General features: G+C 68.0%; 13 protein-coding genes. 6 read left to right on the top strand and 7 right to left on the bottom strand.

Annotated elements, in window-relative coordinates:
• Positions 1 to 45 precede the first annotated feature (45 nt).
• From CYFUS_RS38250 to CYFUS_RS38240, 4 genes are all read left to right on the top strand, one after another.
• Entirely contained in the window at positions 46 to 945 is a 900-nt protein-coding gene (locus tag CYFUS_RS38250) for a LysR family transcriptional regulator (protein ID WP_095989693.1), read from the top strand.
• A 322-nt stretch (positions 946 to 1267) separates the two neighbouring features.
• Complete coding sequence (locus CYFUS_RS38245) at positions 1268 to 2605, top strand: hypothetical protein (RefSeq protein WP_232537050.1); 1338 nt, start codon at positions 1268 to 1270, stop codon at positions 2603 to 2605.
• The gene (locus CYFUS_RS53350; RefSeq protein ID WP_232537049.1) at positions 2596 to 2775 is read left to right on the top strand and encodes a hypothetical protein; all 180 of its coding nucleotides are present in this window, start codon (positions 2596 to 2598) and stop codon (positions 2773 to 2775) included. The genes CYFUS_RS38245 and CYFUS_RS53350 overlap by 10 nt, the downstream gene beginning before the upstream one ends.
• 10 nt (positions 2776 to 2785) lie before the next feature.
• Positions 2786 to 3418, top strand: coding sequence for a pentapeptide repeat-containing protein (locus tag CYFUS_RS38240; RefSeq protein ID WP_095989692.1), 633 nt, complete (start codon positions 2786 to 2788; stop codon positions 3416 to 3418).
• Positions 3419 to 3435: 17 nt separating this feature from the next.
• On the opposite strand, the gene CYFUS_RS38235 is transcribed toward CYFUS_RS38240, so the two are convergent.
• Both CYFUS_RS38235 and CYFUS_RS38230 read right to left on the bottom strand, forming a co-directional pair.
• Positions 3436 to 4623: a lactonase family protein gene (locus CYFUS_RS38235; RefSeq protein WP_095989691.1), complete on the bottom strand. Its 1188-nt coding sequence runs from the start codon at positions 4621 to 4623 to the stop codon at positions 3436 to 3438.
• Positions 4624 to 4681: 58 nt separating this feature from the next.
• Positions 4682 to 5854, bottom strand: coding sequence for a fatty acid desaturase family protein (locus tag CYFUS_RS38230; protein WP_095989690.1), 1173 nt, complete (start codon positions 5852 to 5854; stop codon positions 4682 to 4684).
• 302 nt (positions 5855 to 6156) lie between these two features.
• Here CYFUS_RS38230 and CYFUS_RS38225 point away from each other — a divergent pair, with 302 nt between their 5' ends.
• A complete protein-coding gene (locus CYFUS_RS38225; RefSeq protein ID WP_095989689.1) occupies positions 6157 to 8283 on the top strand; it encodes a TonB-dependent siderophore receptor in 2127 nt (708 codons plus the stop codon).
• Here CYFUS_RS38225 and CYFUS_RS38220 read toward each other — a convergent pair.
• Genes CYFUS_RS38220 through CYFUS_RS38210 form a run of 3 tightly spaced genes read right to left on the bottom strand, consistent with a single transcriptional unit; the run spans position 8261 to position 10352 of the window.
• Complete coding sequence (locus tag CYFUS_RS38220; RefSeq protein ID WP_095989688.1) at positions 8261 to 9778, bottom strand: PepSY-associated TM helix domain-containing protein; 1518 nt, start codon at positions 9776 to 9778, stop codon at positions 8261 to 8263. The genes CYFUS_RS38225 and CYFUS_RS38220 overlap by 23 nt on opposite strands.
• Complete coding sequence (locus tag CYFUS_RS38215) at positions 9775 to 10062, bottom strand: hypothetical protein (RefSeq protein ID WP_095989687.1); 288 nt, start codon at positions 10060 to 10062, stop codon at positions 9775 to 9777. The genes CYFUS_RS38220 and CYFUS_RS38215 overlap by 4 nt, the downstream gene beginning before the upstream one ends.
• The gene (locus CYFUS_RS38210; protein ID WP_095989686.1) at positions 10059 to 10352 is read right to left on the bottom strand and encodes a hypothetical protein; all 294 of its coding nucleotides are present in this window, start codon (positions 10350 to 10352) and stop codon (positions 10059 to 10061) included. The genes CYFUS_RS38215 and CYFUS_RS38210 overlap by 4 nt, the downstream gene beginning before the upstream one ends.
• Positions 10353 to 10521: 169 nt before the next feature.
• Here CYFUS_RS38210 and CYFUS_RS38205 point away from each other — a divergent pair, with 169 nt between their 5' ends.
• Positions 10522 to 11100, top strand: a complete 579-nt coding sequence (locus tag CYFUS_RS38205; RefSeq protein WP_095989685.1) for a DUF1360 domain-containing protein — start codon at positions 10522 to 10524, stop codon at positions 11098 to 11100.
• Between the two features lie 73 nt (positions 11101 to 11173).
• On the opposite strand, the gene CYFUS_RS51275 is transcribed toward CYFUS_RS38205, so the two are convergent.
• Together CYFUS_RS51275 and CYFUS_RS38200 are read right to left on the bottom strand one after the other, a co-directional pair.
• A complete protein-coding gene (locus CYFUS_RS51275; RefSeq protein ID WP_157758896.1) occupies positions 11174 to 11467 on the bottom strand; it encodes a hypothetical protein in 294 nt (97 codons plus the stop codon).
• An 11-nt stretch (positions 11468 to 11478) separates the two neighbouring features.
• Complete coding sequence (locus CYFUS_RS38200; protein WP_269770170.1) at positions 11479 to 12138, bottom strand: hypothetical protein; 660 nt, start codon at positions 12136 to 12138, stop codon at positions 11479 to 11481.
• Positions 12139 to 12585 lie beyond the last annotated feature (447 nt).

Below are 12585 nucleotides of genomic sequence, written 5' to 3'. Positions count from 1 at the left end.
TCGTTTGAAATTGTAGATGTCCGTGGAGCTGTTATACGAAAATGTATGACGGACGAGCTGGACTGGCAGCTGTGCCGGTCGTTCCTGGCGGTGTTGGACGAGGGGAGTCTCTCGGGCGCCGCGCGGGCGCTGGGGCTGACGCAGCCGACCATTGGCCGCCATGTCGAGGCCCTGGAGCAAGCGCTCGCGACGCCCCTGTTCGTCCGCTCACCCCAGGGCCTGGTGCCCACGGAGGCGGCGTTGGAGATCCGCCCGCATGCCGAGGCGATGCGAGCGGCGGCGGCCTCGTTGCGTCGGGCTGTTTCGGGAGCGGAAGGAGGGGCGCGGGGCACCGTGCGGCTCACCGCGAGCGAGGTGGTGGGCGCGGAGGTGTTGCCTCCCATGCTCGCGCGGTTTCGCGAGCGGCATCCGGGGATCGCGCTCGAACTGGTGTTGTCCAACCGCACGCAGGATCTGCTGAAGCGGGAATCGGACATCGCCATCCGGATGATCCGGCCCGAGCAGTCGGCGCTGTTGTCGCGCAAGGTGGGCGTGACGACCCTGGGCCTGTACGCGCATCGCGACTACCTGGCGAGGCATGGGACGCCCCGGAGCATGGAGGAACTGGGTGGACAGGCGTTGATTGGCTTCGACCAGGAGTCCCCGTCGATCCAGACCCTGCGGGCGATGGGCTTCCGGATGGGCCGGGAGGGGTTTGTGTTTCGCACGGACAGCGATCTCGCGCAGCTCGCCCTCATCCGGGCGGGGGCGGGGATCGGTGTCTGTCAGGTGGGGGTGGCGCGGCGGGAGGAGGCGCTCGTGCATGTGCTCCCAGAGGATTTTGCCTATGCGCTCGACCTCTGGGTCGTCATGCACGAGAACCTCCGGACGAGCGAGCCGATGCGGCTCGTCTATGATCACCTCGCCGCGGAGCTGAAAGCCTATGCGCTGACCTCCCGCCGCTGAACTCAGACAGACGGAGGGAAAGAGCGGGCCGAGAAATTCCGGCGGTACCTACCCGTGACCAACCCGGCGGCTTGACGGGCCCACCTGTATTCTCGTGTAGTCGCGGAACGACGGCTTTTGGCCGTGCCGTTTCCGGAGGTGCGCCGTGTCCACCCGTCTTCCTGGCGTTCGCCCTCCGAGCGCGCGGCTGAGCCCCAGCCTTGGCGCCTGGGCCCTCCTGGTTCTCTCCCAGTTGTCATGTGCCACGGACACTCCACACGGCAGACTCCTCGTCGGCCACCGCTCCCACTCGCTGACGCCCCCACCGGCTCCCCAGGAGCGTGTGGCCGCCTTGGGGGAGCCCGGCCTCGAATCCGCCACCGTGTACGACGTGGACTTCCTGGAGCCCGGCGCTATCGCCACCCGGCCGGTACCCATCCCCAGGGTCGAATTCCAACGGGCTTTCCTGCGCCTCTCGAGCGACGTGCGGCTGGGGGCGAAGACTCCACAAGCGGCTGCCCGGGAGTTGCTCCACCTCCTGCCGCCACCCGAGGGCGTAGAGACGGTGGACAGCCAGGGAGACTGGCTGCTGGAGGTGTATCGCGACCAGGCCTACACCCTGGTGCCCGAGCGCCAGGAGGGCCCGGTGGTCCTCACCCCCGCGGCGGATGAAGCCCTGAGAGCCAGGTACCTCCAGTGGTGTGCGCCCCGGGGAGGAGGCGACTGCCTGGGCCTTCTGGACGACGGGCCCTACCTGCGCACCGATGACCGGCGGGCGTTTGCCCTGGCCCTGGCCTTTGGCCACGTCCTCGACGAGACGCGTGCGGCCCTGGTGCACGAGCTGCTGGACGTGCGGATGCTCGTCTCCACGGTTGTCTGGACGGTGGCCCTCTACTGCATGATGTGGGTGGTGCCCGAGCCAACGAGCAAGGCCCTGGCCGCTGGCATGACCCTCCTCCTGATGGGCTATGTGGGCCTCGAGACGCTGTACGGGCTGATGGATGGCTGGGCCCGCATGGCCGACACGGCGCACCACGCCACCACCTTCGAGGAGCTGCGCGCGGCGGGCGAGGACTTCGGCAAGGTACTGGGAGAGGACGCGGCCCGGGCCATGATTCTCGCTGTGGCCACGCTGGGCGGGCACACGCTGGGGCAGGTGCTGCCGCGGGTGAAGTCGCTGCCGCGCTTCAACCTCGCCGGGAAGCAGTTCGAGGCGCAGGGCGGCGCCGGCGTCATGGGGCGTCTGGAGGTGACGGAGGCGGTTCTCGCGACGGAGGGGGCCCTGGCCAAGGCCATTGCGACGGCGGAGACGGTGGCCACGTCTCCGCAGGGCCCCCTGGCCGTGGTGATGCTCAAGAAGGGACAGGGCAGTAGGGCGGGACAGGCGCCTGGGGGCCGCTTCGCGGAAACCGTCATCCGCCACCGGGGTGGCAACCGGCAGGTGGAACTCAGCGATGGCCAGCGCTGGCACGTGCCCCGCGGCAAGTCGGCCGCGGATATTCCCGCCGAGGACAAGGTGGGGGACATGCTCCAGGAGGCCGTCACCCAGGCCGCGAGAGAGTGGGGGCCCGACAAGCTCTCGGCTGAGGAGTTCGCCGCCATTCAAAGGGCCGAGAAGCAGGGTGAATACTGGCTTTCGCGACTGCTCGAGCGAGAGGCTCGCGGCGCTACGTGCAACTGAAGGTGAAAACGCAGTTCGATCACCTCTACGACTTCAGCCTGAGCAAGGGCATCGACGTGGTTGACCCGGTGAGCGGTCGCAAGTACGAGATTCTCTCCGGAACGGCGTCGAATATGGCTCGGCATGGCAGGCGCATGGCGGGCGAGTTCTTCCGGATGCTCACCTTCTAAAGGGGCGGCGATGGATTGGCTTGGTAATGTCGTCTTCAACGACCGGGAAATCGAAAACGAGCGGTTGGAGCTGACGGACACGAAGGCGAACTACATCCTCGGCCCCAACCTGACGCTGAGGAACTGCACTCTCGTGCTGAAGGTGTCCGCTCGGCGCCTGAGCCTCAAGCAGCCCCGCTTCATCGACTGCACCTTCGAGGTGAAGCAGGAGTTGAAGAATTACCAGAGCTGGGTGGCCGCGTCCCTCAAGGGCTGCCAGTTCAAGGGGCGGCTGACAGGGTGTGATTTCGGCCTCTGGCCTGAATACATGAGCCTGCCGTGGTATCAGCATGGCTCCATCGAGGACTGTGACTTCACCGAGGCCCGCCTGGATGGTTGCCGCATCATGGGCTGTGACCCTGCCATCATTCGTTTTCCCAAGTGGCCGTGTTTCACCATCCTGGACCCCATTGGCCGAGCCTCCGAACTCCGCGGCCTCACATGGCCAGGCCCCTTGGGTGAACTCATTCGGGATATGCTTCCCAAGCACCCACCCAGAACCAGGGCCTTGACCTACTACGCCCCATCGGCCGCCAAACTGGTCGAGACCACGCCCGAAGAGATCAGAGCTGTCATCGAGAAGTTTGACGGCATCCTCTACTGACGGGCTCGCCGCTGAACTCAGACGGAGGGAGGAACCACGAGCAGGCACGTGGGGGCGGGGATGTCCAGGGGCTGGCCCACGGGCGAGAGCCGTCCGGTCTCCGCGTCGCGCCGGAAGGTGACGACGGTGTTGCCCTTCTGGTTGGCCACCAGCAGGTATGCGCCCGTCGGATCGATGGCGAAGTTGCGCGGCCAGTTGATGCCGCCCGTCACATGCTCCACGAGGGTCAACCTTCCCGCGGAATCAATGGCAAACACGACGATGCTGTCGTGGCCGCGGTTGGATCCATAGAGGAATCGGCCGTCGGGGCTGACGTGGATGTCCGCGCAGTAGCTGGTCCCGGTGTAGCCCTCGGGCAGGGTGGAGACCGTCTGGAGTTCCGTCAGCACGCCGCGCTCCTTGTCATAGGAGAAGGCGATGAGCGTCGAGTCCAGCTCGTTGATGCCGAAGGCGAGGTTGCCATTGGGGTGGTAGGCCAGGTGGCGCGGTCCCGCCTTGGCGTGGGTGGAGAACGAGGCGGGCTCGCCGGGCGTGAGCTTTCCCTGCCGCGCGTCGAACCGGTAGATCATGATCTTGTCCAGCCCGAGGTCCGGGGCCAGGGCGTACTGGTTGGCCGCGTCCAGCCGGATCTGATGGGCGTGGGGCTCCTGTCCGGCTTCCGTTCCCTGGTGTTGCTTCACGTCGACGGTGGCGCCCAGTCCACCGTCCGGCAGGATGGGAAGGACGGCGACGTTGCCGCCGACGTAATTGGCCACCAGCACGAAGGCGCCCGTCGCATCCACTTCCAGGTAGCAGGGCGCGCCGCCCTGCGAGGACTGCCGGTTGATGAAGGTCAGCTCCCGGCTCTGGGCGTTGATGGCAAAGGCACTCACGGCACCACTGGGCTTGCCTTCGTACTCCACCAATTCATTGACGGCGTAGAGGTAGCGTCCCTTTGGATCCAGGGCCAGATAGGAAGGCTCGGCCACGTTCGGGGTGACCGCCAGCTTTTGGAGGGCACCGGTGGCCAGATCCAACCGGCACAGGTAGATGCCCTCGCTGCCCCCCGAGGTGTACGTGCCCACGTAGAGCCACAGCTCGGTGGGGGCGGGGGGCTGGGGCTCCGGCGTCGGTTGCCCGTCTGTGCAGGAGGACAGGACGACTCCCGTCGTGCCCAGACCCATGAGATAGACGAAATCGCGGCGTGTGATGTTGGTCGGGTTCATGGCGCGGATTGAAAGCAGAAAACAATGGGTGCGCCAATCAATTAGAACCCTCTGAGTCCTACCGGCCGCCCAGGGTGGGCAGTGAGCGCATGGAGGTGCGCCCCACCATGATGTCGACGAGCTTGCCCACGCGCCGCCAGATGCTCTCCTGCACATAGGGCACGCCGTGCTTCTCGCACAGGGCCTTCACCCGGGGCTGGGCCTGCTGATACTTGCGCATGGGCAGGGTCGGCCAGAGGTGGTGCTCGATCTGGTAGTTGAGGAAGCCCTGGAGGAAGTCGATCCCATCGCTCCCGGTGGCGTAGTTGGCCGAGCCCACCACCTGCCGCACCGCGAAGGTCGCGTGGCTGTCGGAGCGCCCCTGGAAGCGGTAGAGATCATCGCCCGCGTGGTTGGGCGCGATCAGCATGAAGCTCTGGATGTTGGTGAGCAGCTCGGCGAGGACGCTGTTGGCGAAGACGCTGAACACCGCCCAGGCGCCCAGGGGCGCGAACAGGGCGGGCAGGAGCACGAAGCGCAGGGCCGCGTAGGGCAGCAGGCAGGTGCTCCAGAAGTCCCGGCCCTGGGGGGTGAGCGGGTTGAAGGCCGTCACCAGCGGGGGCGTGCCGAACTCCTCGGCCCCGCCCGCGCGGCGCCGCTCGGCCCGGCGCCACTCGAAGAAGGTGTTGGGCGCGTAGTACGTCACCTTCCAGGTGCAGGCGAAGAATGCCACGATCGCGTACTTCGCCCACAGCGGCATGGACGAGCGGCGCAGCCACTGGGTGTTCTCCTCCACCAGGTCCGGGTCCGCCGTCTCGCCCGTGCGCCCGTGGTGCAGGGTGTTGTGCTCGTGGCGCCACGCCTCGGGGTGGATCCAATCCGGCCAGTCGATGAAGCGGCGCCACCCGGTGGCGAAGCGCTTTCCGGTGGAGTGCTCGGGCATGCCGGGCACGCGGTCATAGCCCCGGTGCGTGACGTGGTGGGCCATCATCGTCCAGCGTGCCGTGTTGCCCTGCGCGATGAGCAGCGCGGAGAGCGGGTTGGGCATCACCCAGGACGTCGCATACCCGAGCAGCGAGCACACCCGGCCCCAGCGTTGGATCTTCCGGAAGTGCGCGCGGTCCTCGGGACCGATGGAGGACTCCAGCTCCACGCGCAGGGCTTGGAGGTCGCGGGCGAAGGCTTCCTCATCGATGTCCGGGAAGACTGCCGGAGGGGGCGCTTCCGTGCGGTAGGCGACGGCCGTGGTCATGAAGATGTGGGCTCCTGGTTGCTCGTGCGGTCGGTGGACTGGCCACGAGGCTCGCCCATCGCGAGCGAGGACCGCTAGAACTATCGTCCCGAAGAAAGCACTCCGGCCGACCGGGCCCACGTGCCCGCCTGTCGCACGGCCAGGAAGGGTGGCGCTCCGTGTTTGACGATGTCGTCACGTGAGGGTTTGCACCCCGCCGCTTCCCTGCCTGGGCAGCCTGCTTCCCCCTTGCCCCCCCTTCGGGCCCATGTTACGCCGCGTCCCGAACCTCCTTGACTCCGCGAGTAAGAATCATTCTCAATATGGTTTCTCCAATTCGAAGCAGGCGTGCGTGGGCGGGTCTCTCCTTCGCGTTCGCGACGGCGGCGGCGGCGCAGGAGCAGGGGGGGGAGGCGCTCACCCTGGACACCGTGAAGGTGGAGGGCGAGCGGGAGCGCGCGACGGAGCCCGTCGTGGGCTACACCGCCCGGCGCAGCGCGAGCGGCACCAAGACGGACACGTCGCTGCTGGAGACGCCCCAGTCCATCTCCGTGGTGGGCCGGGAGCAGATGGAGGCCCAGCAGGCGCAGTCCATCGTCGAGGCCACGCGCTACACGCCCGGGGTGCGCTCGGAGACGTTCGGCGGCGACTCGCGCAACGACTGGTTCCTGGTGCGCGGCTTCACCGCCCAGGAGTCCGGCTACTACCTCGACGGGCTGCAACTGCCCGCCGGCTCCTTCGCCACCTGGCGCCTCGAGCCGTTCGGCATGGAGCGCATCGAGGCGGTGCGCGGCCCCTCGTCCGTCCTCTTCGGGGGCACCAATCCGGGAGGTCTGCTCAACCTCGTGAGCAAGAAGCCCCCCACGGAGGCGGTGCGGCACGTGGAGCTGGGCATCAACGAGTACGTCAACGGCTACGGCGCGGTCGACCTGGGCGGCCCCATCGGCCAGGGCGGACAGTGGTTCTACCGGGTGACGGCGCTCGCCCGGGGTGGCAACACCCAGGTGCGCTACACCGACAACAACCGGCTCTTCCTCGCGCCCAGCCTCACCTGGAAGCCCACCGAGCGCACCTCGCTCACCCTCCACGGCAGCTACCTGCTCGACCGTACCCGCGGGCAGAACTTCCTGCCCTACGTGGGCACCGTCGTGGACGCGCCGTATGGGCGCATTCCCACGGACCTCTTCACGAGCGATCCCAGCCTGGATCGCTTCAAGCGCGACCAGGGCCTGGTGGGCTACGAGTTCGAGCACCGCTTCGATGACACGTGGACGGTGCGGCAGAACCTGCGCTACGGCCACCTCGCCATCGACTTCAAGAACCTCTACGGCGTGGGCTATGCCGGCCCGGCCGACGAGGCCCAGCTCGCCCGCGGCAACTTCGTGACGACGCCCACGGTCGGGCTGCTCACCGTCGACACCCAGGCCGAGCTGCGTTTCTCCACCGGCCCCGTGCGCCACACCGTCCTCGTGGGGCTCGACTACAAGCACTACGCGCTCGATGACGAGCAGGGCTACGAGGCCGGCGCGCCCCTGGATCTGCGCAACCCCACCTACGCCACCTATGCGCCCACCGAGTCGCGCTACGCCGTCAACGCCATCCGCCAGAACCAGCTCGGCGTGTACGCGCAGGATCAGCTCCGGTTCCTCGAGCGCCTGCACCTGGTGCTGAGCGGACGTCATGACTGGGTGGGCCTGCGCCTGGACAACGCGCTCACGCCGGCGTCGAGCTATGACGGCGGCCAGCGGGCCTTCAGTGGCCGCGCGGGCCTGCTGTATGCCTTCGACAGCGGCTTCGCGCCGTACGTGAGCTACTCCCGCTCCTTCAATCCAGTGGCGGGCACCTCCGCCGAGGGGACGCTCTTCGAGCCCGAGCGGGGCACGCAGCTCGAGGCGGGCGTCAAGTTCCAGCCGGAGGGCACGCGGACTTCGCTGGGACTGTCCGTCTTCGAGCTGCGGCGCGAGAACTTCCTGACGACGGAGGGCTTCGTGCAGCGTCAGATTGGCGAGGTGCGCTCCCGGGGCCTGGAGTTCGAGGCGAACGCGAGCCTGGCCCAGGGGCTGAACCTCGTGGGCTCGGCGTCGCTCTACCAGCTCGCCATCACCCGGGGCGTGGAGCTCGAGCAGGGCAAGCGGCCCACGGGCGTGCCGGAGTTCCTCTCGTCGCTCTGGCTCGACTACACCCTGCCGGACGGCGTCCTGAAGGGCCTGGGCGCCGGGGCGGGCGTGCGCTACGTCGGCCAATCCTTCGTCGATCGCGCCAATACGTTGGCGGTGCCGGGCTACGTGCTCGTGGACGCGGGCGTGCACTACGAGCGCGAGCACTGGCGGGCGGCCGTCAACGCCTCGAACCTGCTGGATGCCACGTATGTGTCGTCCTGCAGCTCGGAGTCGGCCTGCTTCTACGGCGACCGGCGCCGCGCCATGCTCAACGTCGGCTATACGTGGTAGTTCGCGCGAGCCCCCGGGCGAGGGCTCCACAGCCGAGGGCGAGCAGGCACAGCAGCACCTCGGTGAGGAACACCGACGGCAGTCCCCGCGCGAGCGCGGTGAACAGGTGGGCCTCCTGGAACACCACGTCCGAGGCGGCGACGCCCGCGTAGAGCGCCGCCGCCCCCGTGCACAGCCACACTCCCGCCCGGAGGGGCGGGTCCCGGGGAAGCAGGGTGAGCGCGGTCGCGAGCGCCCAGGCCCCGAGGAACAGGCCGAACTCCCAATCGGCCCGTCGCGCCAGTGCATCCGGCAGCGCGCGGTTGCTCGCGAAGTAGACCGCGGCGGCGAGGACGAGTCCTCCGGACACGCCCACGGTCAGCCTCTCCAGCAGGCGGTTGCCCCGGTGGGCACGCGGCTCGTCCCGGCGCTCCAACCAGATGAGGTTGCCCGTGACGAGCACCGCGCACAGCGCGAGCGCGAGCAGGGCGTAGAGGCCCTTGAGCAAGAGGCCCCCATAGTGGGCGTAGTGCAGATCGAAGAGGACGCGCTCGAAGCTGAACGAGGGGGTCCGGGAGTCGATGCTCGTGCCGAACGTCTCTCCGCTCACCGAGTCGACGAAGGCATAGTGGTCCGCGCCGAGCGGCGCGAGCTGGAAGAAGACGCTCACCCAGGCCTTCGCATCGCCGTGGAAGTGCAGGTCGACGTAGCGCGGCGTGCCTTCCGCTCCGGGCACGGAGGCGCGGGCGCGGGCGACGAGCTCATCCAGGGGCCGCATGGCCGCCTCGCGGTGGGCCTCCTCGCGCACCGGCTGGGCATAGCCCCGGAGCTGATTCACCCGGGCCGGGTCTCCCCGGAACACGCCGGCCGCGAGCCCCTGGCCCATGAGGCCCGCCAGGCACAGCACCGCCCCCGTCCAGCCCATCATCGCGGTGAAGGGCAGCCCGAACACTCCGAGCACCTTGTGCGCGTCCGAGGAGGAGAAGCGCGGCTTCACCTCTGGCCGGAACCGCCACCACTGCTGGCGAAGATCCTTGAGGTGGATGACGAGCCCGCTCACGAGTGTGACGAGCAGCGCGACCGCCACCAGCCCGGAGAACTCCTGGCCCCAGGGAAGGCGGTAGAAGAAGTGCATCCAGTACAGCTCGCTCGCCAACCGGCTGCGCTCGGGCAGCACCTCGCCCGTGAGGGGATCCAGCCAGAGCACCCGTGTCCCCGTGGGCTCGAACACGTAGGCGGTGACGAGCCGCGTCTCCTCGTGTGTCAGCAGCCCCAGGTTCGCGCCGCGTGGCAGCGGGACGTGCTCCCTCACGCGCTCGAGCAGCGCGTCGAAGGACGGAGGGGACTCGCCGGGCGGCGCGCTCTGGAACGCGGGCTCCTGCCAGACCTCGATGTCCTCGCGGAACAACGAGAAGACGCCGCAGAAGAAGATGACGAACAGGAAGAGGCTCGCGATGACTCCGGCCCACGCGTGCAGATCCCACTGGATGCGGAAGGTACGGGGGGCGAGTTTCACCCGGACCTCCTCGCCGCCAGCGCCACGGCGATGGGCAGCACGATGGCGAGGCACACGCCCCACGCCACCCGGCCGTTCCTCATCAGCGGCAGCACGCACGCGAGCGCCACCCAGAGCGGCACCATGACGTGGAAGCCGAGGAGGAAGGCCCACACCCCGGACACGGGCAGGAACGCCACCAGGGCCGCCCCCACCGCGAACGCGACGAGCGGCGCTCCCAGGATCGCGGCCAGGGTGCGTGCGGCGCTGTGATTCGCCGCCTTGCTCAGCACGGAGGCCGTCACCTGGAGACTCCCGCGATCATCACCGGCACGAGCCCCACGAGCCCGCTCACCAGCGCCACCGCGCGTGCGCGCTCGGGACGGGGCGCCAGCACGAGCACCAGCACCGACGCGGCCGTCATGGCGAGCACGAGCGATACGATCAGTCCCTGGAGGACACCGAACCCGGCCACCGCCGAGCCCGCCGCGGCGAGCGCGAGCGGCACCGCGATCCACCGGGAGGCTCCGCCGCCGTCCTGGCCCAGGACCGAGACCGCCGAGAGGGAGAACGCGAGGGCGGCGAGACTCAGCATCGCGCTTCCCGCTTCCCGTATGTCAGACACTCGAGACGAAGATGCAAATGACTAGCGTTTTCATCTGGAGCGACCCGGCTGTCAAGCGCCTTGGCGCTCCCCAGGCCGGTGCCGCTGCCGGGTTGGAGCGGCGGCGCGGAATGCACAGCGTCCAGGGGAGGAGGTATTCATGGGCAAGGCGCTGGCAGAGACGAAGCTCTTCGCGGGTTACGGCAACACGGAGATGCCACTCGGCTCCTATGCGTTGCTCATGGGCGTCTACGGCTCCGCGCTGGCGAGCTACTTCGCGTGGAGGGGAGGGCGGGGCCGGAGCGCGTTTCCGCGGATGAGCCTGGAGGACGTGGCGCTGTTCGGTCTGGCCACCCACAAGGCCACGCGCATCCTCGCCAGGGACTTCGTGACCGCGCCCCTCCGGGCGCCCTTCGTCCGCTTCGAGAGCACGGACCGTGCGAGCGAGGTGACGGAATCCTCGCGGGGGCGGGGCCTGCGCCGGGCGGTGGGGGATCTGCTCTCGTGTCCCTTCTGTCTCGGGCCGTGGGTCGCGGGAGCGCTGGCCTGCCTGCATGCCGTGCGGCCGAGGGAGACCCGCCTCGTCGCCTCCATCTTCGCCCTCACCACGCTCTCCGACTTCCTCCAGCGCTCCTATGAATGGGTGGGGCAGGAGTTGAAGCGCACCCGCGAGCGCGCCGAGGCGCTCGAGGTCTCCGAGGGCTCCCTGAGCGAGTCGGAGCCCACTCCAACCCACTGAGGGACTGCGGCGATCGGTTGGCCGATGCCAGCTGCTCTGCGGGCAGTGGGCTGCTCCTACGGCCTGTACCACATCACGAATGCGTCAATGTCCATTGATTCCTGGTCGCGCGGATCCGGGGCAACAGGAACTGCTCACACTCATCGTCCGACCAGGTTCCACCAGGAAAAATGTGCCATGCACCAGCAGCAGCAGCATCTCCAACGGATAGATAGAACGCTTGCTGAAGGTATACGATGGTCTTGAGTCTTCCGTTGGATGCATCAAGCGACAATCGATCGAGCAGCCAACGCATCATTTCACATACTCCGTGGCCTGCTGCGGCCATTTTGCGCAGTCCGGTAGTCAAGTTTCTGTCGACTTCCATGGATTTATGTCTCATTTGGTGAATAAGACCCGAATGAAGCTATATGAACCAGGAGCGCCCTTGGATTCGACTACGACAGCTCTTGTGAACCCGTACTCGGCTGCGCGACGAGCCGTCCATGTCTTCGTGACTGCCATCTCAATCTGTTCGCCCCGAGTCATGTACCGGAAACGCTCGAGGTACTCGGGCGAGGAGGCGATGAGGGCCGCGACTCCCGCCGGGAGGTGTTGCAGCGCCGCGAGGCTGTCCAGCGGGCGCGTGAGCAACTGCCCCATGGCCTGGTACAGCTCGACGAACGCCTCCTCCGCGCCATCCAGCGAGCGGCCAATGAGGTCGGCGTCGTCGTACACCTCGGCCAGCGGGGGACCTTCCAGTCTGGGGCGCAGTTGCGCATCCGCCTGCCGGAACACCCACCCCTTGACGGTGTAGAAGCGGCCCAGCTCGAAGACGCCCGCGCGAAAGGCTTCCTCCTTCCACTCCACCGGGCCCACCTTCTGCTGCGTGCGTCCGTTGAGCGTCCAGGCCAGATAGCCGTCCGGCCGTAGCACGGCCACCCCCTTGAATCGCTCCACCCGGCGCAGCAGCTCCTCGCGGGAGACGGCCCCTCCCACCAGCACCTCCCGTAGCAGGTGACAGGCAGCCATGCGCGGCGGGAACGAGCCCAGCGTCACGGTCGGGTCCTTCCGCCTGAGAGCGGAGCCGCAGCACCAGCAGCGTGGACGTCATCAGCGCCTCCGTTGGTCGACTCCCAATCTAACGGGTGCCCCCCCGACAAATCCGGATAGCCTGGACAGAAAGGCCAGGGAGTTCGTGGGCCAACGCCGGCATGCGCAGTGAGCGCGCCGGACATGTGCGTGGCGGGCGCCGGTTGTAACCCGTGCTCCACTTCACGTTGGGGATCCTGCTTCCCTTGATGCCGTTTTCGCGCGTGCCGACCTTGCCGCGCCACGGACGGGATGCCCGTGGGAGGGAGGGGCACATGGGAAGGCCAGGGGCCAGGGGCGGACGATGCTTCATGGGGACGGGAGGGTTGCTCTCCTGTCTTCTCCTTCTCGCGTGTGAGCCGCCCTCGGAGGAGATGGTGGCCGTTCCGCTGGAGGTCCCCAGTGTCTCGCAAC

It is taken from the genome of Cystobacter fuscus, assembly GCF_002305875.1.
In the GTDB taxonomy this organism is placed as follows: Bacteria; Myxococcota; Myxococcia; order Myxococcales; family Myxococcaceae; genus Cystobacter; species Cystobacter fuscus_A.
The sequence above is the reverse complement of the archived record's forward strand: the minus strand, read 5'-3'. Positions and strand labels throughout refer to the sequence as shown.